This window comes from Arcticibacter svalbardensis MN12-7 (genome assembly GCF_000403135.1).
Classification (GTDB): domain Bacteria; phylum Bacteroidota; class Bacteroidia; order Sphingobacteriales; family Sphingobacteriaceae; genus Arcticibacter; species Arcticibacter svalbardensis.
On record NZ_AQPN01000047.1, the window covers coordinates 18,422 to 41,676 of the forward strand.

Sequence of the window (23,255 nt, forward strand, 5' to 3'; positions counted from 1 at the left end):
ATAACCTTATAGTCTGAATGTTTTCAATTATAAATATCCCGAATTATTGGATTGGATTTTTATGCCCTGAGAGTGGATGTTAATTTTATTACTTCGCAGGAAATAGCAGGTATTGTTATATCTGTTTCACGTACATATAATGTTGCAAACTGATGAAAATTTAATGCTCTATCCCATTAACAATAAATAACAGATATGTTTTATCAACTACTTTTCCTTAAGGATATATCCTGATAGAGCAAATTGGCAAATTAGAGTAAGTTTTTTAGTTATTTTATGTGATCTTAATGAAAATGTTTTGGGGTGGTATTTTTTTTCAAAAGGAAACTAAATCTACTAATGTGAAAAAGTATACCTTGATTCTATACTTTTAGTAAAGTGGGCCCACAAGCGTTTAAATATTGAATAGATAAATAATCACTAGAAATTTCACATGTGCAATAAAACATGATATTTTGTGATATATTACTTGTTATAACGTGCTTTATATCATATATTTGTACGATTTCTTACACATTATTATTGTATTGAAATTCCATACATCTTCAAACTTTAAAATAAATTATATGAAATCAACGCTCTTAATGGTTTTGACAAGCTGCGGAATGCTGGCTAGCACTGCAACTTACGCTCAACAGGAATGGCTGCCAGATGGGACACTTGGTCATCCCGCATTTACAAACTCAGTAGGATTTACTGTGGGTACTCAAGGAGTCGGAGTAGAGGTTGGTACACCTTTATCCACCCGATTTAATCTAAGGTTGTCCACAACCTTGCTTCCTTATAAAGGTGATGTTGTAAAGAAATTCAACAGTAACTTTGATTATAAGGCTGATTTTAAGGTTGAGTTTATGAACTTCAGTGGTTTTATTGATTGGCAACCCTTTCCAAACGCCGGAGTCTTGTTTCGTAAATTTGCTTTAAGCGCAGGTGGGGCTTACTTTTTTAAAGGTGGTGGTAATGCCAAAGTTATGTTAAACGAACCTTACTATGTTGGTGATATTGCATTTTCACCAGAAGAGGTTGGCGTTTTAAACACTACTGTAGACTGGAAAGGCTGGGCTCCTTACGCAGGTTTAGGTTGGCATAATCTTGTATTAGCTGGAGATTTTAATATGGGAGTTAACTTAGGTGCTTATTATATTGGAGATCCGGATGTTAAAATGACAGCAACAAATTGGCTTTCTTCAAATCCTGAGGTTAATGAACCTATTCTAAGAAGAAATCTTAAAGATTACAAGTGGCTTCCTAAGTTCGAAATTAAATTCGCTTATAATTATTAATACCTTTTGTTATGAAAAAAATATTTTACCTATCAATAATGACTTTTATAAGTGTTTTTACTGCTTGTAAAAATCCGGCGGATGATATAAGAATTATAATCACTCCTAATGTTTTCAATTACACGACTGCGATCAAAGTAGATGATGCGGCAGGAAATGCTCTACCCTCAAATCTTGTGATAGAGATTGCAGGTCCGGATGCAGGTGCGGTTTATACACCAGCAGGGAATAAAAGCTTTACTGTTCAGGATGGCTATATTTACATGGGTATCGATCCTCATAAGGATCCTACAAGTGGTTCCCCATTAGAATTCAATGTAAAAGTTAGTGGGGATGCAATTCTGAATGTAAATATTCCATTTACTATTACTGCCGGCCAGGGATATCAGTTAAAACCTATTAAAATCCTTAATATAAATAATCCGCCTTCTGGAGCATCGGTAAATAAACCATCGTTTAGTGTAGCTACTCTTGCTACACAGGATGTTACAATTAGTACAAATACAACAACGTCGTCTTTGGTATCTACTATGAACATTTATACCGGGACTCAGTTTTTAAATGCGGCAGGACAAGTATTGTCTGGTGATAGATTTACTTCAGTTTTGGTTAATTTGGATCCTAGTACCCAAGCTGGTATTGCTCTCTTTCCTGGTGGAAGTTTGACAAGTGAAGCTATTGTGAATGCTGCAGGTCAAACTATATCAGGTACATTTGTGCCAGCTGCTATAACTGATATAGAATTTTATGTTAATGACCTCGAAGTTAAAGGCTTTAGTAAAGATGTAATGATGATTCAGGATATTAATCCATCTTACATTAATCCTAAAACAGGTGCCATAGTAAAGGTTGGTGATCTTTTAGAAATATTCAGTTATGAAGTTACAACTGGTATTTTTAAGTTTGAAAGAACAGCTTCTGTTATTAGTCACAATAATGGCAAATTAGCTGTCACTTATCCAATAAATCACTTAACCGCTTATATAGCAGGGTATGTTGAGGGTGCTTGTTCAAGCTCCAGCCTTCAGCTGAATGCTACCTGGATGACTCAAGGAGTATCCTATCCATTAAATATTAAATTTATGAATGCTCAGAATCAGGTCATTCAGGATCAGATATTGAATGTTTCGAGTACTAACACACTAATTCCTCTACCGGTTGTGCCTACTGGAACTTCAACCTTAATTATTACACATTCTTCTACAGGAGCAGTCCTTTTTAATGGCTCTGTAACTGTTAACTGTGGTTCAGTGATTTCCGCTACATTAACCTCTGTTGCGCAGCAACCGATAGTAACTATGCAGTTGTTTGTTAGGTGTCCCGGTCAAACGGTTACAGTATCCGCTTTGCCAACATTCCAGTTGTATTATCGCTTGACAGGATCGAACGCATCTTTCCTTCCTTTGGGTGAAGTTGTAAAAGGTTACATTTCAACTACTAGTTTAGATGTAACAAAAAGATATGACTTTAGAGGTATTTGGGAAAGTACACCTAAAACTGTAGGTGATAAGGCAATAGTTGCTAACAATTCTACAACTGTAGGTGATGGTGTAGGAGAGAATCTTGGACAATATGATTCAGTAAATAATCTTGATATGTTGAAACAAGCTTGTGCTTCAATAGGTCAATAAAACTATATAATTAATTCAAAAAGGGGGTATACTAATGGTGTGCCCCCTTTTTTGTTCATAATTAATCAGATAGTAATACGGTTTAGGAATTATAAGTATGGTATTACATTTACCTTAGGTTACGCTAAATAATGATCTTCGTCATTTAATAAGAAATAAATTTACTTTTCGGTTTCATATGTTAAGATTTGTTCAACCAATTTTAATAATTATGAAAAATATATTGCTTCTAACCAGTATGGTTTTTTTTCTCTTTGCATGTAATAAAAGTAATATTGATAAGCCTGATATTCTTTATCCTGTACAGGTTCAAGTGGCTCTTGATGTGAGTCCTTTCAAAGATATGGGTAGCCCAGGGACAATAACTTCTTCTACTGCCGATACAGCGCTAAATAAACTAGGCGTTTTATATTTTTCAGTTTTTGATGAGACAGGTAAATTTTTACATCAAGTAGAACAGTTAAGAGCGTCTCCTAATTTCGGTGTCTTTTCTGATCAGCTTAAAGTTGGAAAGTACACAATTGTTGTAACTGCGAGTACTGGAGAAATTTTAATTTCAAATGCTCCACTTACACTTTCCGTTACAAAGTTTAAAGCTATCTCAGCGAGCGGTGATATTTTTTTTATTAAAAGTGATATTACTGTTACCTCCGAAGGTTTGATTCAAAAGTTATTTTTGAAAAGGCCTGTGAGTTACCTGGAATTAAAAAGCACATCTGCAATTGCTAGTACTGTATCGAAAATTTCATTTTCTGTTATTAATGAGGCCCCTTATTTTTGGTGTGCCACTGAAGTTGTTGATTTAAATATAATAGAAAAGTCAACCGTTATTAAAGATGTGACCACCGCGAATCGGTCTAATTTTAGTATAGGGAAATATATCATGAATGATCAACAGCTTCTTTCCATACAAATAAGTACATTGGATGCTGCCGGGGGTGTCATTAAAAGTAAAACTATTGGTAGCATAAAAATGGAAAGAAACAAGATGAGGTCTATAAGTGCAAATTTGACGGATCTGATGGCAGTGGGTATTGGGCTGGATCTTAATGATGAATGGCAAGTAGATACAATTTCGATCCCATTTCAGCTTTATTAATATCTTAAAAAAAAATTCTGTATTAGTAACAACATGTCATACTGCATGAAATTATACTAATACAGAATTTTTATTTTTAATTAAGCGGTAACACCAGATACAGCTTCTCTAATTAGTGCTTCAAGTTCGTCAGCTAACTCAACATTATCTGTTAATAACTGTTTAACAGCATCTCTTCCTTGTCCTAATTTGGTGTCTTTGTAGCTAAACCAAGATCCAGACTTTTTGATAATTTCATATTCAACTCCTAGATCTATTATTTCCCCTATTTTTGAAATACCTAATCCAAACATGATATCAAATTCCGCAATACGGAAAGGGGGAGCAACTTTGTTTTTTACGATTTTAACTTTTGTCCTGTTTCCAGATACTTCATCAGAATCTTTAATTTGAGAAATACGTCGCACATCTAAACGTATTGAAGCATAAAACTTAAGGGCATTGCCACCTGTTGTTGTTTCTGGATTTCCAAACATCACACCAATCTTTTCACGTAGCTGATTGATGAAAATGCAACAACATCCTGTTTTGGAGATGGTACCAGTTAGTTTTCTTAAAGCCTGCGACATTAACCGGGCCTGTAATCCCATTTTTGACTCACCCATTTCACCTTCTATCTCTGCTTTAGGAACCAAAGCAGCTACAGAATCAATGACGATAATATCAATAGCACCTGAACGTATTAGGTTATCGGCTATTTCTAATGCTTGCTCGCCATTGTCCGGTTGAGATATCAATAAATTCTCTACATCTACACCTAGTTTCTGGGCGTAAAATTTATCAAATGCATGCTCAGCATCAATAAAAGCTGCAATGCCACCCTTTTTTTGACTTTCAGCTATTGCATGTATTGCTAACGTTGTTTTACCTGATGATTCTGGACCATATATTTCAATAACACGGCCTTTAGGAAGTCCTCCAATGCCTAAAGCAATGTCCAATCCAATTGAACCAGTTGATATGGTTTCAACTGATTCAACCGCTTTGTCCCCCAATTTCATTATCGTGCCTTTTCCATAAGACTTCTCAAGTTTATCAAGGGTTAACTGAAGTGCCTTCAACTTATCTACGTTGCTCATTTATTTAGTTTTATATAGTGTATCAAAGATAATAAAATATTTTAATGCTAAAAATATTATCAATAAGTTATCATTAACGGATAACTGTTTAGATCATGTAATGGTCATACAAGTATCTGTAAATGAATTCACATAACGTGTAATTAATTACAATGCTGCGATTTTTTGTTGAATGCGATTTTTTTGCTCGTAATACTTACAAAAAGATGTCAGTGGACAGATGCCACATTTTGGATTTCTGGCTATACAAATATATCTACCATGTAAAATGAGCCAATGATGAGCAATAGCTAATGTATATTTAGGTAAAAACTGAACTAATTGTTTTTCAACAGCAAGAGGAGTAGTGGCCTTATTAGTAAGACCTAATCGATTCGCTACTCTAAATACATGCGTGTCGACAGCAATTGCAGGCGTGGCATAAACAACAGAGGCTATCACATTAGCTGTTTTTCGTCCTACTCCAGGAAGCTTTTGGAGTTCTACTATATCCGATGGAATCACTCCTCTAAAATCAGAAACAAGCATTTTGGCCATACCGAGTAAGTGTTTAGCCTTATTATTAGGATAACTGACTGTTCTGATATAGTTGTATATCTCATCAGCTGTAGATATCGCAAGTGCATAAGCATCTGGAAACCGCTCAAATAGAGCAGGTGTTATCAAATTGATCCGCTTATCTGTGCATTGTGCTGATAAAATAACCGCTACAAGCAGCTCGTATGAATTTGAATAATGAAGTTCTGTCTTAGCGTCAGGTTGATGTGATGAAAAATATTCAACAAACGCTTTGAACCGATCTTTTTTCAGCATGTACAAAAATAAGAAAATACTGATTTAAGCTCTTAATGTTAATGAATAAGCTTTTATGAAAAGGATTGATTCAGGAGAAGGTTCCTTCAGTTCTTTGTTTAGATTTTTTTTAATCATCTGATAGAAGAATAGGTCTGTTTCATTAAAAGTTTCAGACACTTCGTTTTTGAAGTCCTCGGCTGCATATAAGCCGGATGAAAGGGTAGAAAATTGTATCATAAGCCAAACCATTAGTTATTATTGTAAACTAACGGTTTGGATTGATGTATTATTTTAAGGAATTAAAACTTTATTTTGATTAGAGCAATTTAATGCTCATTTCCTTAGTTTCAAACATTTTTCTAAGATTGTTCAAAGCATAGCGCATGCGTCCTAAAGCCGTATTAATGCTCACATTGGTGATATCTGCAATCTCTTTAAAACTCATATCGCCATAATGGCGCATAATTAAGACCTCTTTTTGTTCCGAAGGTAAAAGCTGTATCATTTTACGTAAATCCTGATGAGTTTGCTCTCTCACCATTTGATCCTCAATGCTCTCATCATAGAATCCTAATACGTCAAATATATCGAAACCATCGCCGTTTGTAATAACCGGGGTACGCTTTTCTTTACGAAAATAATCTATTACCAGGTTATGGGCAATTCTCAACACCCAAGGCAGAAACTTACCTTCTTCGTTGTATTTACCAGTTTTAAGTGTATTAATTACCTTGATAAAGGTATCTTGAAAAATATCTTCAGCCAAATACTGGTCCTTAACCAGCATATAAATAGATGTGTAAATTTTGGATTTGTGTCTGCTCACTAATTCTTCCAAACCCGTCTCTTGACCTTCTATATACAAATGTATCAGTTCTTGGTCACTTTTCTCTTGAAGCTTCATAGGACTCCCTCTTAATTTTGATTTAAATAAATACTAAATAGTAGAGTAGAGTATTACCAAATTATCTTTGTTTATGTGTGTTTAAATGCTTCTCAACCTTATTAATGTCAAATATAAATAAATATTATTCGAATAATAACAATAATAATGTAACAAACTAGTTTAATAATTACATGCTTCTATGTAATCAGCTTAACGATTAGTTATTTTATAAATATACGCACATAATTCATACCCGGTTTTAATTAAAGTGTTAATTTATGTTAAATTCCTGATTTAACGTTGAATTATTAAGCCTTACCTTTGTGTTTTAAACGATAATCGGTTTCATGAATATTGAATCAGAACAGGACCCTAAAAATAACATAATAATTAAGGGTGCCCGGGTACATAACTTAAAGAATATAGACGTTAATATTCCTAAAAATAAATTAGTGGTAATTACGGGACTATCAGGTTCCGGTAAGTCTTCCCTGGCATTTGATACACTTTATGCTGAAGGTCAACGCCGATATGTTGAAAGCCTTTCTTCCTATGCGCGTCAATTTATGGGACGAATGAATAAGCCCGATGTAGATTATATCAAAGGAATTGCCCCTGCGATAGCCATCGAGCAAAAGGTTATTTCAAGTAATCCAAGGTCTACAGTGGGTACTTCAACGGAGATTTACGACTACCTAAAACTGCTGTTTTCCAGAGTTGGTAAAACGATCTCGCCTGTTTCCGGTCAGGAAGTTAAACGTGATTCGGTAACCACTGTCATAGATTTTATTACAAAGCTGCCTGAAGGTGACCAGATTACCATTTTATGTCCCCTCCATCCCCATAATAACCGTACGCTAAAAGAAGAACTTGCTGTATTACTACAAAAAGGTTTTGTGCGGGTATTTAAAGATAATGCACTTTTCAAAATCGAAGATATACTAGCAGATCCTACTGTTAAAAATGAAAAGCTAAACGATAGCGATCTGGTAAAGATTGTCATTGACCGCATAACCGTCAACCAGGAAGAGGAAACATTGAGTCGCTTGGGCGATTCCATTCAAACTGCATTTTTTGAAGGTAAGGGTGATTGTTTTGTTGAGCATCAGGATGTGCTTCACTTCTTTTGCGATCGTTTTGAATTAGATGGGATCCGATTTGAAGAACCTACACCCAATTTTTTTAGCTTTAATAACCCTTATGGAGCTTGTAAACGTTGTGAAGGATTTGGAAAAGTAATAGGAATTGATGAAGATCTTGTTATTCCCGATAAAGGAAAGTCCATTTACGACGGCGCTATAGCTCCATGGAGAGGAGAGAAGATGGGTACCTGGTTACAAACCTTTCTTAAAAATGCGTTAAAGTTTGATTTTCCTGTTCATCGCTCCTTCAATCAGCTTACTGATCAAGAGCGCGATTTAATCTGGAAAGGCAATAAGTATTTTCAAGGTCTGAATGACTTTTTTAAAGAGTTAGAATCGCAGTCTTATAAAATACAATACCGCGTGATGCTTTCCCGTTACAGAGGAAAAACAAACTGTCCTGAATGTAAGGGAAGCCGGCTTCGGAAAGATGCAACCTACGTTAAAGTCGCCGACAGGTCGATCACTGACCTGGTATTAATTCCCCTGGATGAAGCCCTTGTGTTTTTTAATATGCTGCATCTTGAAGGCAATGAAGCAACAATCGCAAAACGGTTACTTGCCGAAATAACAAGTCGCATTAGCTTTTTAAATGAAGTAGGCTTAGGTTATCTTACACTCAATCGCTTGTCCAATACATTATCAGGAGGCGAATCTCAACGTATAAATTTGGCCACCTCTTTAGGAAGCTCTCTTGTTGGTTCTGTTTATGTGTTGGATGAACCCAGCATAGGACTTCACCCCAGAGATACGCATCGCCTTATTGGTGTGCTTAAGTCATTAAGGGATGTTGGAAACACCGTGCTCGTAGTCGAACACGAAGAAGAAATGATGAAGGCTGCCGATTACCTTATCGATATAGGTCCCGAAGCTGGAACGCATGGAGGAAACCTGGTATTCGCAGGCAATTATCAACAAATACTTAAAGACGAAAATAGCCTTACCGGAAAATATCTAAGCGGTAAAGAGAAAATAGAAGTACCCACCAGCAGAAGGAAATGGACAGACTTTATTGAAATTAAAGGAGCCCGTGAAAATAACCTGAAAGGTATTGATGTTAAATTTCCTTTAAATGTGTTTACCTGTGTAACAGGTGTATCCGGATCAGGTAAAACCTCTCTCGTTAAACGAATTCTTCAACCTGCACTACAAAAAGTCATCGGAAATTATTCTGGTGAACAAACAGGGGCCTATGATTCTCTAGAGGGTAGTTTCGATAAAATAGAACATGTCGAACTCGTAGATCAAAATCCAATTGGACGTTCTTCCCGTTCAAATCCAGTGACTTATGTTAAAGCCTACGATGATATACGCAATCTGTTTGCCTCTCAGTCTGCAGCTAAAGCTACAGGTCTAAAACCTTCTGCTTTTTCCTTCAATGTGGAAGGTGGACGTTGTGATGTTTGTCAGGGTGAAGGTGAGGTTAAAATAGAAATGCAGTTTATGGCTGATATCTTTTTGCCTTGTGAAGCCTGTCAGGGTAAACGTTTCAAACAGGACATCCTTGATATTGAATACAAGGAGAAGAATATCTCAGACATTCTTGCTCTAACCATTGAAGAGGCTTTGGAATTCTTCAAAGATGAACCTAAAATCGCTGCCAAACTACAACCGCTAATGGATGTGGGTCTTGGCTATGTTCATCTGGGTCAGTCTTCCAACACGTTATCCGGTGGTGAAGCGCAACGAATCAAACTGGCCTCATTTCTTATCAAAGGAAACAATAGAAGTAGTACACTCTTTGTATTTGATGAACCTACTACAGGTCTTCATTTTCATGATATCAAAAAACTTTTAAAGTCGTTCAATGCGCTTTTAGACCAGGGAAATACCATCCTTGTCATTGAACATAATGTGGATGTGATTAAATGTGCCGATTGGGTCATCGATATCGGTCCCGAGGGAGGAGACAGGGGAGGCAACCTCGTATTTGAGGGCACACCCGAAGATTTATCACAGGTAAAAGAATCCTATACCGGAGCCTTTTTAAAAGGTGTTTTAAAATAGATAGATTTGATAGAGTATTGGTATATTTGCATTTTCTTATTTGATACATTCATAAATGAACTTACAGACAGAAGAGGAGGATTTTGCCGACGAATTAAATACACTGGATAGTCCTCCTAAAGAAAATACCTCTTTAAAGTGGTTATACTGGCTGTTTTCACTTCCTATCATAACAATTAGTTTCTTCTTACTATGGCATTATGTACCTGCTTTTAAGGCCAGCTTCGAAGAAATTCCGGTTACTTTCTATTATTTTTTACTGGCAGGATTCATCTTTGCCATGATTGATGGAGCAATAGGGATGTCTTATGGGGTTACTTCAACAACCTTTAGTATGGCTATGGGCATTCCTCCCGCATCTGCAAGTACTGCTGTGCATTTATCTGAAATTCTAAGTAATGGGATCGCAGGCGTAATGCATTACAAAATGGGTAATGTCAATATGAAGTTATTCAGATTGCTCGTTGTCCCTGGTATAATCGGTTCTGTAACAGGGGCTTATTTGCTCTCCTCTCTGGAACATTACAGTCATTATACCAAACCCTTTATATCGCTCTATACATTAATATTGGGGATCGTAATTCTGAAAAAATCATTTACTATTTCCCGTAAAAATAATAAGGACGCAAAACCTAAAAAGATTAAAAGTATCCGGACACTTGGCCTCTTTGGCGGTTTTATTGATGCTGTAGGTGGAGGAGGCTGGGGCTCAATTGTGCTGTCAACACTCATTGCAGGAGGTCGCAATGCCCGTTTCTCCCTCGGTGCCGTAAAGTTCTCCCGCTTTTTTATTGCCTTTATGAGCTCACTTACGTTTGTAACTATGTTAAATGGACTTCATTGGGAAGCCATTGGAGGATTAGTTTTAGGAAGTGCTATTGCCTCCCCTATTGCTGCCCGAGTGGCCAACCGAATATCAGCCAAGACCATTATGGTAGCTGTTGGAATAATCGTTATATTGGCTTCACTTAAAAGTATTGTTGGATTTCTGAGCGATTTAATCAGAATCTTATTTTAATGATCGACAAATTTGAAATGAACGAACAATCTAAATTAATTCGTATCCAGGCTGAACGTAGCCAAAACAGAGAACATTCTGTTCCTTTATATCTTACATCTAGCTTTGTATTTGATGATGCAGAACAAGGAAGAGCAGTATTCGCTGATGAAGAAGAAGGAATCATTTATTCCCGCTACTCCAATCCGAATACCACCGAATTTATTGACAAAGTATGTATGCTCGAAGGGGCAGAAGCTGGTTTAGCCTTTTCATCAGGGATGGCTGCTGTTTTTGCATCCCTTGCCGGATTACTTAGAAGTGGCGACCATGTGCTCGCATGCCGCTCTATTTTTGGGTCTACGCATCAGTTACTGACGCAACTCTTACCTCGTTGGGGAATTACCAGTTCGTATGTGGATGCTTTGGAACCTGAAACATGGGAAGCCGCAATACGTCCCGAAACCAAAATGATCTTTTTGGAAACTCCTTCTAATCCCGGACTTGAACTAGTTGATCTGGAATGGCTCGGAGGACTTAAGAAGAAATATCCCCATATTATCCTAAACGTTGATAATTGCTTTGCCACACCCTACCTGCAAAAGCCGCTGAAGTATGGTATTGATCTTGTATCTCATTCTGCTACCAAATATATGGATGGACAAGGTCGTGTTCTTGGCGGATTAGTTGCTGGAAGAGCCGATCTCATTAAAGAACTTATGTTTTTCATCAGGCATACAGGTCCTGCCATGTCTGCATTCAACGCCTGGATCTTTTCAAAAAGTCTCGAAACATTACCTATTCGTATGGATAGGCATTGCAGTTCAGCACTTAAACTGGCAGAGTTACTGGATGTTCACGAAGAAATTGAAGTAGTACGGTATCCACATTTACCCTCACATCCGCAATACGAATTAGCAAAACGGCAGATGAAGCAAGGCGGAGGAGTCGTGACCTTTATCGTTAAAGGAGGTTTTGAACGTGCTAAGAAATTCCTTGATGCACTGGAAATGATCCTGATTACTTCAAATCTTGGCGATTCCCGTACAATAGGTACACATCCGGCCTCTACCACTCATTCTAAATTAACCGAGCAGGAAAGACAAGCCATAGGTATTTACCCCGGCTCTATTCGTATTTCCGTAGGACTAGAAGATGTAGACGATATTCTTAATGATGTAAAACAAGCTTTAGAGCGTTCAAAATAACACAATGAAGATAGAAATAAACCGGGTAAATGATGCCGTGCATTTCGAAGCATCGGCACCTTCATCTACTGTAAAAGTTCATATTGATGGATCACCCGAAATTGGTGGTCAGGGATTAGGCGTCCGTCCGATGGAATTAGTTTTAATGGCCTTAGGCTCTTGCAGTTCTTTAGATCTCATCTCTATATTAAAAAAGCAACGTCAGGATATTCAGGATATCTCTATATCAGTGGAAGCTGACCGTACAGATGCTGTACCGGCGGTATTTACCGCTATCCGTATGACATTCAACCTGAAAGGTAATATAGATCCTGCAAAAGCAGAGAAAGCAGCAGAACTAGCAGTGAAAAAATACTGTTCAGTGCACGATATGCTGGCAGCAGGTGGAGTGAAAATCAGCTATACGATCAATATCGAATAACCTTATTTTACGTTCCATATTTTTTCGGCCTTACGTCCGATAAGCCAAAACGATACGGCTAATATGCCAAAGAATATAGCTTTATCAGTTCGGTCCCACATATATTCAAAATATCGGGTATAGATATTAATCAGCAGAAAGGTGATCCCAAATTCACGGGCTATTTCATCTTTCTGCTTTAATCCATACAGCATAACCAAAAGTGCTGCACCTGATGATAATATTCCCCAATACACCAGTGATATCTGACTGGTTTTTAACCAATCTTCAATAGTCCCCAGATTCCCAAAGATCGAGAGGATCCATATGGAGATGAAAAAATAGAACAAGCCCATTATATACGTCAGTGTATTAAAACCCTCCAGCTTTTTTAGTTTTTCGAGTATTAGCCCTACAGCAGTAAGCACCGCACCAAAAACCACAAAGCGGAGCGGATAATTAAGTCCCAGGAAATAGTTGCTCCAATTAGTCTGATACCCGGTTTCCGTTCCAAACCAGCTTCCTAATGAAATCAGTGCAAAGGCCCAGATCAGCTTCGATTGAAACTTCCAGGCAAGAATCCCATATATAAAAACGGAGAGTAAAAATAAAGTAGAAAAATGGCCCGAACCATTGTCCAGTGCTTTTCCTAAAAACGCAATGCTAATGGCTGTAAAAAGTACACCTGAAAATAAAGTGGCTTCATTGCTAAACAATCGTTCTGGATATTTTCTTTTTTGCCTTTGACCGTAGTAATACATCCATACGGCTATCCCTGCTGCTATTGCGCTGATTAATACATCAGGCGTATTGTAAAGGCTTTGCAAAAGGTTGATAATGGCGTCATTAATAACCAATGAAGCCACAGCAATCAATCCGCAAGCCAACGCAATCCAGAAAGAATATTGTGCCAGTCTGCGCCAATCAAATTGTTTAACTTCATAGGACGATCGTAACCCGGCTGCTTTCTCCTGATCAATCAGGCCCTCTTTTTCCCAATAGCTGATGGTTTCATCAAGAAATTGAGCCTCCTGTTTGTCCACATTTAGGTTCTTCATATACAACAAAATATCCCTGTAATTTTATCTTTTGTAAGCATCCTCTTAGGTTTATTGGGTGTCGTAAACCGAAGATTTTATTTGATAACCAGCAGTTTGGGTTAATTTAATAATTGAAGAGCTGTGATTTGATCTTGTTTAATTTGCTCCGTTAGTTTCTGCAGCGAATGAAATTTTAAGTCTCCCCGAATAAAGTGTAAAAAATGAATACGGATCTTCTTCCCATAGATATCTTTATTAAAGTCAAAGATATTTACTTCTATATTTCGACTCATGCCATTTATAGTAGGCCTGTTGCCAATATATCCCATTCCCTGAAGTATAGTTCCTTCTTCTGGAAATTCGATTAAAACCGCATAAATTCCATCTGCAGGAATCAATTTATACGTTTCTTCCACATATAAATTTGCAGTTGGAAAACCAATGGTTCTGCCTATTTGATCTCCTTTAATCACCTGACCGGTTAACTGAAATGCATATCCCAGAAATTCTTCGGCTGTTTTAACGTCACCTGCTGTAAGTGCTTGTCTTACTTTTGTCGAGCTTACTGCAACATCATGTATATCCTGTTCAGTAATCTCTTCTACACTGAAATGATATAACGGTGCGCATTCCTCTAGTTTTAAAAAGTTTCCCTGGCGGTCTTTCCCAAAGTGATGATCATAACCAATAATGATTTTTTTTGTTCCAATCTTATCAACCAGGATTTGATGGATATACTCGTCGGGCGACAGATTAGAAAAATCACGTGTAAATGGAGTGATGATCAGGTGGTCTACACCCAGTTTTTCCATCTGCTGAATCTTCTCATCAATCGTAGTGATCAGCTTCAGACTTTGATCTTCAGGATGCAGAATCATTCGTGGATGAGGGAAAAATGTAAGAATCACACTTTGACCATTCAGACGTTTTGCCTCTTCCACCAATCGGGAAATAATTTTACGGTGTCCTAAATGAACGCCATCAAATGTCCCTATGGTAACAATGGCATTATCAAGCTTAACAAACTCATCAATATGTCTATAAACTTTCATTATCCCGCAGGCTTTTGATATGTCCGGAAAGCTCCATTACTTCAAATGCTTTTTCAATACAAAAATCGCCGCTTCTTGTTCTTCTTAGTCTGGATAAATAAGCCCCGTTATTCAATTTTCTACCAAAATCATACACCAGCGACCTGATATAGGTCCCTTTACTGCAAACTACTTTAAAGTCTAATTCAGGCAATTCGATTCGGGTAATTTCAAAAGAGGTAATGGTAATGTCCCTTGCTTTTAGTTCTACTGCTTCACCTCTTCTTGCTTTATGGTAAACCCTTTCTCCATCCACTCTTAACGCGGAGAATGCAGGCGGAAATTGAGCTATTTCGCCAATAAAATCCGCACAGGCCAGGTAAATAGCAGATTCTGTTATTGCACTTATATCGAAAGTTTCATTTACTTCTGTTTCCAGATCATAAGATGGAGTGGTAGCACCCAACACCATGGTGCCTGTATATTCTTTTTCCTGTGCCTGATAGTCGTCAATTTTCTTGGTCAGTTTTCCGGTACAGATTATGAGTAACCCGGTTGCCAATGGATCTAATGTACCTGCATGACCCACTTTTAACTTCAGTGGTTTTAAGGAATTCCTTATTTTACTCACCACATCAAAGCTGGTCCAGCGATAAGGTTTGTTCACCAGGAGTAACTCACCATCAATAAAGTTGAAGGCAGGGAATTCCGTTTTCTTTTCTTCTATTATATCCATTACATCACTTGCAGGTCGATACCTGCGAGTAGCAAAATTACAATAATCCCGCCAACTACAATTCTATACCACCCAAATGCACGGAAACCATGTTTGGTAACAAAGCCAATAAAGCTTTTAATGGCGATAATCGCCACAATAAACCCTATGATATTTCCAATAAGAAGCAGATTGATTTCATCTGAACTAAGATGGTATCCACCTTTATAAAAATCATAAAGCTTCTTTGCTGTAGCACCAAACATGGTCGGTACCGCAAGGAAAAAAGAAAACTCTGCAGCGGCTTTCCGTGATAACTTCTGAGACATACCTCCTACAATGCTTGCGCCTGAACGGGAAACTCCCGGAATCATTGCCAGACATTGGAATAAACCAATTTTTAAGGCTGTAGTATAACTGATGTCATTTGATGAATCGATGGTAGGGTTATTGAACCATTTGTCCGCAAATAACAAAATCACACCTCCCACTACCAGAGATACAGCTACAGTCATTGGACTTTCAAGCAATTTATCAATCGTATCACTCAGCAATAAGCCGAAAATAACAGCCGGTATAAAAGCCACAATCAATTTAAAATAAAAGTCAAAGCTTTGAAAGAACCTTTTGAAATAAAGTACGATTACCGATAAAATTGTTCCTAATTGAATCACAATAGTGAATAATTTAACAAACTCATCGTGTTCAATTCCCATTAAGGAAGAACCTATAATCATGTGCCCTGTGGATGATACAGGCAAAAACTCCGTCAGGCCCTCTATGACAGCCAGGATGATTGCTTCAATAAGTTTCATCTATGCTTATTTACGCTTTTTTAAAATGGCAAAAAAACCAATTACAAAACCGATAATCACTACGATAGGGGCTACAACTATTTTGCGAAAGTCGTAAATATCAGTAGTACCACTCATGAGTAGAAAGCCAAATGCTACTACTACAATGCTTAAAATAAGCAGACGGTAATTACTTTTGTCGAAAATAAACTGTGCCTGTTTGTTTTCCGAAGTTTCCAGTATAGTTTTCTTTGCCATTATTTATAAAGATCGTAAATTTTTAAACCCAAATATTTGCTCACTGCAAACCAAGTACTCATTGTTGATATTAACATACCTGCACCAATAACGATCAGGAATACGATGCCAAACTCAAACCAGTTCGTTAAAATAACGAGCTCCGGTATTTGTTGCTGCGCCACATAAAGTGTTAAAAGAAGCAGAATGACAGCAATCAAACCTCCTATAAACCCATGTAAAAGGCCATATCCAATAAAAGGTTTTCGTATAAATCCTTTTGTTGCCCCAACTAATTGCATGCTTTTGATTAAAAAACGTTGCGAATAAATTACTAAACGTATGGTATTATTAATAAGTGCTACCGCAATAATCATCAAAATTGCAGCAAATGCTAATATAACGAAGCCAATCACTTTTAAATTCTGATTTACCATATCTATTAACGACTTCTGATAGATCACTTCTTTAACAAGCGTATTTTTTGATAGTTGTCCGCTTAATTTCTCAATACTTGCATTGTTGGCGTAATCCGCTTTCATGTAAACATCTATAGAGGACAACAAAGGGTTATAGCCTAAAAATTGAACGAACTCTTCGCCCAAATCCTTCTGTAAGTTTCTGGCTGCTAGTTCTTTGCTGACGTATTGCGTTTTTAAAACAAACGGATTTACATCAAGTTGCTTCTGTAATGCAAGAATATCAACCTCTTTTGCACCATCATTTACAATGATATTCAGTACAATATTCTCTTTGACGTAATTAGACAAATTGCGGGCATGAACAAGAATAAGTCCCAAAAGACCAATCATTAACAACACCAAAGCGATGCTGATTACTGTAGATATATATACAGGCTTTGTCTTTTTCGAATAAGCGCTGCTTTCAAATTCTTCCATAATGCTTTTTAAAGATATGCGAAAATAGGAAATAGTTTGGTAGTATGGAAGCATTGCACGCACGACTGTAAACCAATTTTGCTATTTTCGCAATCCAAAGAATTTAAATCACATGGATTACCAGTTTAGAGACATTGAAAATAAGTGGCAGCAGTTCTGGGCAAAAAATCAAACCTATAAAGTAGATAATACGTCTGATAAACCCAAATATTATGTATTGGATATGTTTCCTTATCCTTCGGGAGCAGGGCTACATGTAGGCCACCCGCTTGGTTACATCGCATCTGATATTTATGCCAGGTTTAAAAGATTACATGGGTTCAATGTATTACATCCCATGGGATATGATTCTTTTGGACTTCCTGCCGAACAGTATGCCATTCAAACCGGCCAACATCCTGCTATTACAACGGTAGATAACATTGCAACCTACCGTCGTCAGTTAGATCAGATCGGTTTTTCATTTGACTGGAGCAGAGAAGTGCGTACCAGTGATCCCGAATATTATAAATGGACACAGTGGATCTTTATGCAATTGTTCAATTCCTGGTATTGCAAGAAATTAGATAAAGCGCAACCTATTGAAAAACTAATAAACCATTTCAAAACACAAGGAAGTGCAGGTGTTTTTGCAGTCTGCGATGAAGATATTAATATGTTTACTGCTGAGGAATGGACGAATATGTCCGAACAAACTCAACAAGAAGAACTTTTAAAATACCGTTTAACTTTCCTAAAAGAGAGTACCGTTAACTGGTGCGCAGCAATGGGTACCGTATTGGCTAACGATGAGGTAAAAGAAGGTTTATCCGAACGCGGCGGTTATCCGGTAGAGCAGAAGAAAATGTGGCAATGGAGTATGCGCATCACCGCTTATGCCGATCGCCTGTTGAAAGGTCTCGATGTAGTAGACTGGCCCGATCCGCTTAAAGAAATGCAGCGCAACTGGATTGGTAAAAGCGTCGGAGCATCCATTAAGTTTAACGTAGAAAACCGGGAGGAGATCATTGAAGTGTTTACCACCCGTGCAGATACCCTATATGGAGTGAGTTTTGTAGTTATTGCTCCTGAACATGAGCTCGTATCTGCCCTTACTACTCCAGCACAAAAGGCTGATATTGATGATTATATAGCTAAAACGAAGAAGAAGTCGGAACTAGACCGCATGTCAGATATTAAAACCGTATCTGGCGCATTCACCGGAACCTATGCTTTAAATCCACTGAATGGAGAAAAGATCCCTGTTTGGATTGCCGATTATGTTCTTGCAGGATATGGAACCGGTGCTGTAATGGCTGTGCCTTCAGGAGATCAGCGTGACTGGCTTTTTGCCAAGCAATATGGTTTGCCTATTATTCAGATCTTAGACGGACAAAAAGATATAGAAAAAGAAGCCGATGCTACCAAGGAAGGTTTATATATCAATTCAGGCATTATCAATGGGCTGACCTATGCTGAAGCAGTTCCCGTTCTGGTTAAAAAGCTCGAGGAACTGAATGCAGGAAAAGCGAAGGTACAATACCGGATGCGCGATGCTATTTTTGGTCGTCAACGCTATTGGGGAGAGCCGGTTCCCGTTTATTTTAAAGACGGATTACCGTATTTAATTGACGAATCGGAACTTCCCCTTGTATTACCCGAAATTGATAAATACCTGCCTACAGAAGCAGGAGACCCACCATTAGGAAGAGCAACAGACTGGAAATATAAAGGAACGTATGCCTATGAACTGAGCACCATGCCAGGATGGGCAGGATCCAGCTGGTATTGGTACCGTTATATGGCCTCTCCGGAAGATAGAAAGGAATCTGTTTTTGCCCCTAAACAAGCCATTGAATATTGGAAAGATGTCGATTTATATATCGGAGGCTCTGAACATGCTACCGGCCATCTTTTATACAGCCGCTTTTGGAACAAATTTCTAAAAGATCTTGGTTATGTAAACGAGGAAGAACCCTTTAAAAAACTGATTAATCAGGGTATGATCCAGGGACGGTCTAACTTTATTTATCGCGTATTAAATGAAGACGGTGGAGATACCGACACTTTTGTCTCCCATGGTCTGATAGAGCAGTATAAAACTAAAGCCTTACACGTTGACGTGAATATTGTGGAGAACGATCTGCTTGATCTGGAAAAGTTTAAAACATCCAGAGCAGAATACGGAGCGGCTGAATTTATCCTTGAAAATGGTAAATATAGTTGTGGTGTTGAGGTGGAGAAAATGTCTAAGTCTAAGTTCAATGTAGTGAACCCGGATGATATTATAGAGCGCTACGGAGCAGATACACTTCGCCTGTATGAAATGTTCCTCGGCCCGCTTGAACAAAGCAAACCATGGAATACCAATGGAATAGAAGGTGTATTTAAGTTTCTCCGTAAGTATTGGAAGTTATATCATAATGATCAGTTTGAGTTTCAGGTATCTGATGAAGCACCTACCAAAGCGGAGCTCAAGGCCTTGCATAAAATAATCCGTAAGGTGGAGGATGATGTAGAACGTTTCTCCTTCAATACCTCCGTATCCAGCTTTATGATCTGCGTAAATGAACTTACCGATCTTAAATGTAATAAAAGGAGCATCTTGCAGGACCTTGTTGTCGTGCTAACTTCTTATGCCCCTCATATTACGGAAGAGCTTTGGACCTTACTGGGCAATGCAGAAGGAACGCTTTCGTTTGCTAAATTCCCTGAATTTGTTCCCGCCTACCTGGTAGAGGATGAGTTTGCTTATCCGGTTTCCGTGAATGGTAAAATGAGAATGAACCTCACGTTTCCGTTGTCATTAGAACCTGCTGATATAGAACGGTTGGTTTTAGAAAATGCTGATGTACAAAAATACTTAGCCGGCAAAACCCCTAAAAAGGTGATTGTGGTTAAGGGAAGAATTGTAAATATTGTAGTGTAATAGCTATACAGGCTGCTGATCATTCATTCATGTCAGCAGCCTTTTTTTAAGTTAAGCCAATTATCAGCCTGCAACCCAGGAAAAAAATAGGGGTTAACAATGATGATTTAAAGCAAGATTCAGGTCAGCAAGGTACAGGGAATTGATTTTTTGTACCTTTGCAAAAAATAATTTCTAATGGCTGAGCAAAACATCCTGTCGTATTTACCTGCATCAAATGAGTCTGAATTGGAAGAACTCCAGGATCGTATTGATATAGTGAGACATAAATTAATGTTTGTTGAACTAAAGCCAACAGTGGCTTGCCTGGAAGATCTAGACCCTATACAACTAGCAGGGAACTGGATGCCTGAATTAATCACAATTGCCGGTGGTACTGCAGTTGTGCAAACGGATTTAACTTTATCGAATCCTGCTTATATCATTGTAGCCTTAAAGGGATGTACCATTGAACAAACACTACGAAAGATCAACCTGTTGCTTGATTTTCCCGGTTGCAGCGAGCTTGACGCTATTAAAAGCGGAAATCTGTATATCGCAGATGCATCACGTTACTTCAATGGATCTGAAAACGGAGTAGTTGATACAATAGAAATGATTGCTGAAATACTAAACTCTAAGCAATTTACCTTCGGATACGAAGGTGAGGGTTGGGTAAAGTTTGGACTTTAAAGTCCAAACTCTTTAGCCAGTAACTCATAAGAGTGAATCCTGTCTTTAAAATCATAGGTTATGGTAGCCGCCATAATCTCATTTACCTGATAACGATTAGCCAGGGCAGTTAACTTTGTTTTTACCTGCTCTGGATTACCATAAATCATGCGCTGACGATTATAGGCAATGCGTTGTTCTTCAGCTTCATTATAATGGAAGTCTTTTATTTCTTCATAAGAACTCGTTCCCTCAGATATTCCACGTTCTATCTTGAGCATCTGGAAATCCATAACTTTTTGCAATTCCAACGCTTTTTCTTCTGTATCCGCACAGAGCACAAACACGCCAACAGATACCTGTGGTTCCTTTAACGTTTCAGAGGGCTTAAAGCGCGACCGATATAGCGCTACAGCTTCTGGTCCACCCGTTGGATTAATGAAATGAGCAAAAGCTAAACCCATACCCAAATGTGCCGCAAACACACCACTTTGTCCACTTGAACTCAGGATCCAAAGATCAGGAGCCGTATCGGCCAATGGTATGGCCTGCACTTTAGGATACTGCTTCTCATACTCATTCGGTAAGTCAAGGTAATGCTGCAAGTCTATAAGCTGCTGTACAAAATCCTCCTCACTGAACGAATTGGATGGGTTCAAAATCATAGAAGTTATCCTGTCACCACCTGGTGCTCTTCCGATCCCCAGATCTATTCTCCCCGGAAATAGTGTTTCCAACGTTCTGAAACTTTCAGCTACTTTAAGGGAGCTATGATTAGGAAGCATAATGCCTCCTGAACCCAAACGGATATTTTTAGTTTGTCCTGCCAGATGAGCAATCAGCACTTCGGGTGACGATCCCGCCAGGCTTCCTGTATTATGATGTTCCGATAACCAGTATCGATGATAACCAAGCTCATCTGCCCGTTTGGCTAATGCAACTGACTCTTGCAAGGCTTCATATGGGCTACCGCCTTTCCTAACTGGCGATTGATCCAGTACACTTAACTTTATGGGTTGATCCATCCTGCAAATGTCTCCTTTATAAAATGTAATTTGACTTAAAAAAACAATCATGGCACTCTATTGACAGCTATTTGACCAGGATAAAACAAACACATGTACCTTAGCACTGTTCTTAAAATAAAACAAACATGTCACTTTTATTTCAATCTATAAAATTAAGAGAGATCACCTTTCGTAATCGGATAGTCGTCTCGCCCATGTGTCAATATTCGGCAGAAGATGGTTTCGCAAATGATTGGCACCTCGTTCATTTAGGCAGCAGAGCTGTAGGTGGTGCAGGATTGATTATCACAGAAGCTACGGCAGTATCTCCTGAAGGCCGGATTTCTCCTGGCGACCTTGGTATTTGGTCCGACGAACACATTGATCAACTCAAACGAATTACTGACTTCATTCATGAGCAAGGTGCAGTAGCAGGAATTCAATTGGCTCATGCCGGCAGAAAAGCAAGTCGGCTTGCCCCATGGAAAGGCGGGACTTTTTTATCTGAACATGAACAGGGCTGGAAAACGGTAGGTCCCTCAGCTCTTCCTTTCTCAAAAGACGATGAATTACCCCATGCATTAAGTCCAACGGGAATTGAAAATATCATTATTGACTTCCATGCCGCCACAAAACGTGCCGTAAAAGCAGGGTTTAAAGTGCTGGAAATTCATGCCGCACATGGATATCTTTTACACGAGTTTTTCTCTCCGCTGTCAAACTTCAGAACTGACAATTATGGAGGATCGTTTGAAAATAGAATTCGTCTCTTGATTGAAGTGGTTGAAGGCGTTCGTCAGGCATGGCCCGAAGAATACCCCCTATTTGTGCGGATCTCCTCTACAGATTGGGTAGAAGGTGGTTGGAATGTGGATGATTCTGTCAAGCTCTCCCGTATACTGAAAGAAAAAGGAGTTGATGTTATCGACTGTTCATCTGGCGGAAATGTGCCCGATGCTGTTATTCCAACAGGACCTAATTACCAGGTGTTATTTGCCGAAAAAATAAAAAAAGAGGCAGATATCATAACCGGCGCTGTTGGTATTATCACCAAGCCTGAACAGGCAGAAGAAATTTTGCAAAAGGGACAGGCTGATTTTATCTTACTCGCCAGGGAAATGTTAAGGGATCCTTACTTTCCAATGCATGCAGCCCAAATACTGGGTGACACCATTAAGTGGCCTGAACAGTATGAGCGGGCAAAAAGAGGGTAAAAAAGAGGTTAAACGCCTGCTGCAAGAATCTGCTCTTCACTCGGAAGAAACTGATGAAGAGCAGATTCTTCATTTAAATAGTCTGAAGCATAGTTTGTAGATGCAGGGCCACTAATATAAAGAGTTGTTCTATTCTTAATCGTATTGATAATAGCAGGTGTCAATGCTTCTGGTAAAGCAGGACAACCTAAACTGCGTCCTAAACGGCCATGTTGATTAACAAACTCCTGAC

Annotated in this window: 22 protein-coding genes; 10 read left to right on the plus strand and 12 right to left on the minus strand. The window is 38.3% G+C overall.

From position 1 onward, the window contains the following. Window positions 1–566: 566 nt before the first annotated feature. The 3 genes from ADIARSV_RS05795 to ADIARSV_RS05805 all read left to right on the plus strand — a co-directional run bounded on the left by ADIARSV_RS05795 (window position 567) and on the right by ADIARSV_RS05805 (window position 4,013). Window positions 567–1,283: a hypothetical protein gene (locus tag ADIARSV_RS05795; protein ID WP_235048367.1), complete on the plus strand. Its 717-nt coding sequence runs from the start codon at window positions 567–569 to the stop codon at window positions 1,281–1,283. Between the two features lie 11 nt (window positions 1,284–1,294). Beyond that, window positions 1,295–2,914, plus strand: a complete 1,620-nt coding sequence (locus tag ADIARSV_RS05800; protein ID WP_016194493.1) for a hypothetical protein — start codon at window positions 1,295–1,297, stop codon at window positions 2,912–2,914. Between the two features lie 211 nt (window positions 2,915–3,125). Further along, the gene (locus ADIARSV_RS05805) at window positions 3,126–4,013 is read left to right on the plus strand and encodes a FimB/Mfa2 family fimbrial subunit (RefSeq protein ID WP_016194494.1); all 888 of its coding nucleotides are present in this window, start codon (window positions 3,126–3,128) and stop codon (window positions 4,011–4,013) included. Window positions 4,014–4,093: 80 nt separating this feature from the next. On the opposite strand, the gene recA is transcribed toward ADIARSV_RS05805, so the two are convergent. The 4 genes from recA to ADIARSV_RS05825 form a co-directional block, all read right to left on the minus strand. After that, the gene (recA, locus tag ADIARSV_RS05810; protein WP_016194495.1) at window positions 4,094–5,092 is read right to left on the minus strand and encodes a recombinase RecA; all 999 of its coding nucleotides are present in this window, start codon (window positions 5,090–5,092) and stop codon (window positions 4,094–4,096) included. A 147-nt stretch (window positions 5,093–5,239) separates the two neighbouring features. Beyond that, a complete protein-coding gene (nth, locus tag ADIARSV_RS05815) occupies window positions 5,240–5,905 on the minus strand; it encodes an endonuclease III (RefSeq protein WP_016194496.1) in 666 nt (221 codons plus the stop codon). Between the two features lie 24 nt (window positions 5,906–5,929). Further along, entirely contained in the window at window positions 5,930–6,124 is a 195-nt protein-coding gene (locus ADIARSV_RS05820; protein WP_152439784.1) for a hypothetical protein, read from the minus strand. Between the two features lie 79 nt (window positions 6,125–6,203). Continuing rightward, the gene (locus ADIARSV_RS05825; protein WP_040299244.1) at window positions 6,204–6,791 is read right to left on the minus strand and encodes an RNA polymerase sigma factor; all 588 of its coding nucleotides are present in this window, start codon (window positions 6,789–6,791) and stop codon (window positions 6,204–6,206) included. Between the two features lie 329 nt (window positions 6,792–7,120). Here ADIARSV_RS05825 and uvrA point away from each other — a divergent pair, with 329 nt between their 5' ends. From uvrA to ADIARSV_RS05845, 4 genes are read left to right on the plus strand one after another with little or no spacing between them, the layout of a single operon-like run. After that, a complete protein-coding gene (gene uvrA, locus ADIARSV_RS05830; protein ID WP_016194499.1) occupies window positions 7,121–9,922 on the plus strand; it encodes an excinuclease ABC subunit UvrA in 2,802 nt (933 codons plus the stop codon). Between the two features lie 55 nt (window positions 9,923–9,977). Further along, window positions 9,978–10,940 (plus strand): sulfite exporter TauE/SafE family protein, encoded by a 963-nt coding sequence (locus ADIARSV_RS05835; protein ID WP_016194500.1) that lies wholly within the window; start codon window positions 9,978–9,980, stop codon window positions 10,938–10,940. Then, window positions 10,940–12,127 (plus strand): trans-sulfuration enzyme family protein, encoded by a 1,188-nt coding sequence (locus ADIARSV_RS05840; RefSeq protein ID WP_016194501.1) that lies wholly within the window; start codon window positions 10,940–10,942, stop codon window positions 12,125–12,127. Before ADIARSV_RS05835 ends, ADIARSV_RS05840 begins: the two co-directional genes overlap by 1 nt. A 4-nt stretch (window positions 12,128–12,131) precedes the next feature. After that, window positions 12,132–12,548: an OsmC family protein gene (locus tag ADIARSV_RS05845; RefSeq protein ID WP_016194502.1), complete on the plus strand. Its 417-nt coding sequence runs from the start codon at window positions 12,132–12,134 to the stop codon at window positions 12,546–12,548. A 2-nt stretch (window positions 12,549–12,550) separates the two neighbouring features. Here the strand turns inward: ADIARSV_RS05845 and ADIARSV_RS05850 are convergent, their stop codons facing one another. The 6 genes from ADIARSV_RS05850 to ADIARSV_RS05875 form a co-directional block, all read right to left on the minus strand. Beyond that, on the minus strand, window positions 12,551–13,585 hold the full coding sequence (locus ADIARSV_RS05850; RefSeq protein ID WP_016194503.1) for a DUF2157 domain-containing protein: 1,035 nt from the start codon (window positions 13,583–13,585) through the stop codon (window positions 12,551–12,553). A gap of 101 nt (window positions 13,586–13,686) precedes the next feature. Next, a complete protein-coding gene (locus ADIARSV_RS05855; RefSeq protein ID WP_016194504.1) occupies window positions 13,687–14,619 on the minus strand; it encodes a bifunctional riboflavin kinase/FAD synthetase in 933 nt (310 codons plus the stop codon). Further along, the gene (gene truB, locus ADIARSV_RS05860) at window positions 14,606–15,334 is read right to left on the minus strand and encodes a tRNA pseudouridine(55) synthase TruB (protein WP_016194505.1); all 729 of its coding nucleotides are present in this window, start codon (window positions 15,332–15,334) and stop codon (window positions 14,606–14,608) included. The genes ADIARSV_RS05855 and truB overlap by 14 nt, the downstream gene beginning before the upstream one ends. Then, window positions 15,334–16,128 carry an undecaprenyl-diphosphate phosphatase gene (locus ADIARSV_RS05865; RefSeq protein ID WP_016194506.1) on the minus strand — a complete coding sequence of 265 codons (795 nt, stop codon included), beginning with the start codon at window positions 16,126–16,128 and terminating at the stop codon, window positions 15,334–15,336. The genes truB and ADIARSV_RS05865 overlap by 1 nt, the downstream gene beginning before the upstream one ends. A gap of 6 nt (window positions 16,129–16,134) precedes the next feature. Beyond that, the gene (locus ADIARSV_RS05870) at window positions 16,135–16,365 is read right to left on the minus strand and encodes a DUF3098 domain-containing protein (protein ID WP_016194507.1); all 231 of its coding nucleotides are present in this window, start codon (window positions 16,363–16,365) and stop codon (window positions 16,135–16,137) included. Continuing rightward, window positions 16,365–17,243, minus strand: coding sequence for a cell division protein FtsX (locus tag ADIARSV_RS05875; RefSeq protein WP_016194508.1), 879 nt, complete (start codon window positions 17,241–17,243; stop codon window positions 16,365–16,367). Before ADIARSV_RS05875 ends, ADIARSV_RS05870 begins: the two co-directional genes overlap by 1 nt. A gap of 112 nt (window positions 17,244–17,355) precedes the next feature. Between ADIARSV_RS05875 and leuS the strand changes: the two genes are divergently transcribed. Continuing rightward, window positions 17,356–20,151, plus strand: coding sequence for a leucine--tRNA ligase (gene leuS, locus ADIARSV_RS05880; RefSeq protein ID WP_016194509.1), 2,796 nt, complete (start codon window positions 17,356–17,358; stop codon window positions 20,149–20,151). Between the two features lie 177 nt (window positions 20,152–20,328). Then, window positions 20,329–20,823, plus strand: coding sequence for a substrate-binding domain-containing protein (locus ADIARSV_RS05885; RefSeq protein ID WP_016194510.1), 495 nt, complete (start codon window positions 20,329–20,331; stop codon window positions 20,821–20,823). Here the strand turns inward: ADIARSV_RS05885 and ADIARSV_RS05890 are convergent. Continuing rightward, a complete protein-coding gene (locus ADIARSV_RS05890; protein ID WP_040299254.1) occupies window positions 20,820–21,827 on the minus strand; it encodes an LLM class flavin-dependent oxidoreductase in 1,008 nt (335 codons plus the stop codon). The two genes, ADIARSV_RS05885 and ADIARSV_RS05890, sit on opposite strands and share 4 nt — an antisense overlap. Before the next feature lie 128 nt (window positions 21,828–21,955). Here ADIARSV_RS05890 and namA point away from each other — a divergent pair, with 128 nt between their 5' ends. After that, the gene (gene namA / locus ADIARSV_RS05895) at window positions 21,956–23,023 is read left to right on the plus strand and encodes an NADPH dehydrogenase NamA (RefSeq protein WP_083936531.1); all 1,068 of its coding nucleotides are present in this window, start codon (window positions 21,956–21,958) and stop codon (window positions 23,021–23,023) included. 8 nt (window positions 23,024–23,031) lie between these two features. On the opposite strand, the gene ADIARSV_RS05900 is transcribed toward namA, so the two are convergent. Then, window positions 23,032–23,255, minus strand: a 224-nt coding sequence (locus tag ADIARSV_RS05900) for a murein L,D-transpeptidase catalytic domain-containing protein (protein WP_040299245.1), incomplete at its 5' end; no start/stop codon positions are given.

Bases quoted from the DNA above. Each gene is read 5' to 3' on its own strand.
- ADIARSV_RS05795 (WP_235048367.1), top strand. From the start codon at position 567: ATGAAATCAACGCTCTTAATGGTTTTGACAAGCTGCGGAATGCTGGCT.
- ADIARSV_RS05800 (WP_016194493.1), top strand. From the start codon at position 1,295: ATGAAAAAAATATTTTACCTATCAATAATGACTTTTATAAGTGTTTTT.
- ADIARSV_RS05805 (WP_016194494.1), top strand. From the start codon at position 3,126: ATGAAAAATATATTGCTTCTAACCAGTATGGTTTTTTTTCTCTTTGCA.
- recA (WP_016194495.1), bottom strand. From the start codon at position 5,092: ATGAGCAACGTAGATAAGTTGAAGGCACTTCAGTTAACCCTTGATAAA.
- nth (WP_016194496.1), bottom strand. From the start codon at position 5,905: ATGCTGAAAAAAGATCGGTTCAAAGCGTTTGTTGAATATTTTTCATCA.
- ADIARSV_RS05820 (WP_152439784.1), bottom strand. From the start codon at position 6,124: ATGATACAATTTTCTACCCTTTCATCCGGCTTATATGCAGCCGAGGAC.
- ADIARSV_RS05825 (WP_040299244.1), bottom strand. From the start codon at position 6,791: ATGAAGCTTCAAGAGAAAAGTGACCAAGAACTGATACATTTGTATATA.
- uvrA (WP_016194499.1), top strand. From the start codon at position 7,121: ATGAATATTGAATCAGAACAGGACCCTAAAAATAACATAATAATTAAG.
- ADIARSV_RS05835 (WP_016194500.1), top strand. From the start codon at position 9,978: ATGAACTTACAGACAGAAGAGGAGGATTTTGCCGACGAATTAAATACA.
- ADIARSV_RS05840 (WP_016194501.1), top strand. From the start codon at position 10,940: ATGATCGACAAATTTGAAATGAACGAACAATCTAAATTAATTCGTATC.
- ADIARSV_RS05845 (WP_016194502.1), top strand. From the start codon at position 12,132: ATGAAGATAGAAATAAACCGGGTAAATGATGCCGTGCATTTCGAAGCA.
- ADIARSV_RS05850 (WP_016194503.1), bottom strand. From the start codon at position 13,585: ATGAAGAACCTAAATGTGGACAAACAGGAGGCTCAATTTCTTGATGAA.
- ADIARSV_RS05855 (WP_016194504.1), bottom strand. From the start codon at position 14,619: ATGAAAGTTTATAGACATATTGATGAGTTTGTTAAGCTTGATAATGCC.
- truB (WP_016194505.1), bottom strand. From the start codon at position 15,334: ATGGATATAATAGAAGAAAAGAAAACGGAATTCCCTGCCTTCAACTTT.
- ADIARSV_RS05865 (WP_016194506.1), bottom strand. From the start codon at position 16,128: ATGAAACTTATTGAAGCAATCATCCTGGCTGTCATAGAGGGCCTGACG.
- ADIARSV_RS05870 (WP_016194507.1), bottom strand. From the start codon at position 16,365: ATGGCAAAGAAAACTATACTGGAAACTTCGGAAAACAAACAGGCACAG.
- ADIARSV_RS05875 (WP_016194508.1), bottom strand. From the start codon at position 17,243: ATGGAAGAATTTGAAAGCAGCGCTTATTCGAAAAAGACAAAGCCTGTA.
- leuS (WP_016194509.1), top strand. From the start codon at position 17,356: ATGGATTACCAGTTTAGAGACATTGAAAATAAGTGGCAGCAGTTCTGG.
- ADIARSV_RS05885 (WP_016194510.1), top strand. From the start codon at position 20,329: ATGGCTGAGCAAAACATCCTGTCGTATTTACCTGCATCAAATGAGTCT.
- ADIARSV_RS05890 (WP_040299254.1), bottom strand. From the start codon at position 21,827: ATGGATCAACCCATAAAGTTAAGTGTACTGGATCAATCGCCAGTTAGG.
- namA (WP_083936531.1), top strand. From the start codon at position 21,956: ATGTCACTTTTATTTCAATCTATAAAATTAAGAGAGATCACCTTTCGT.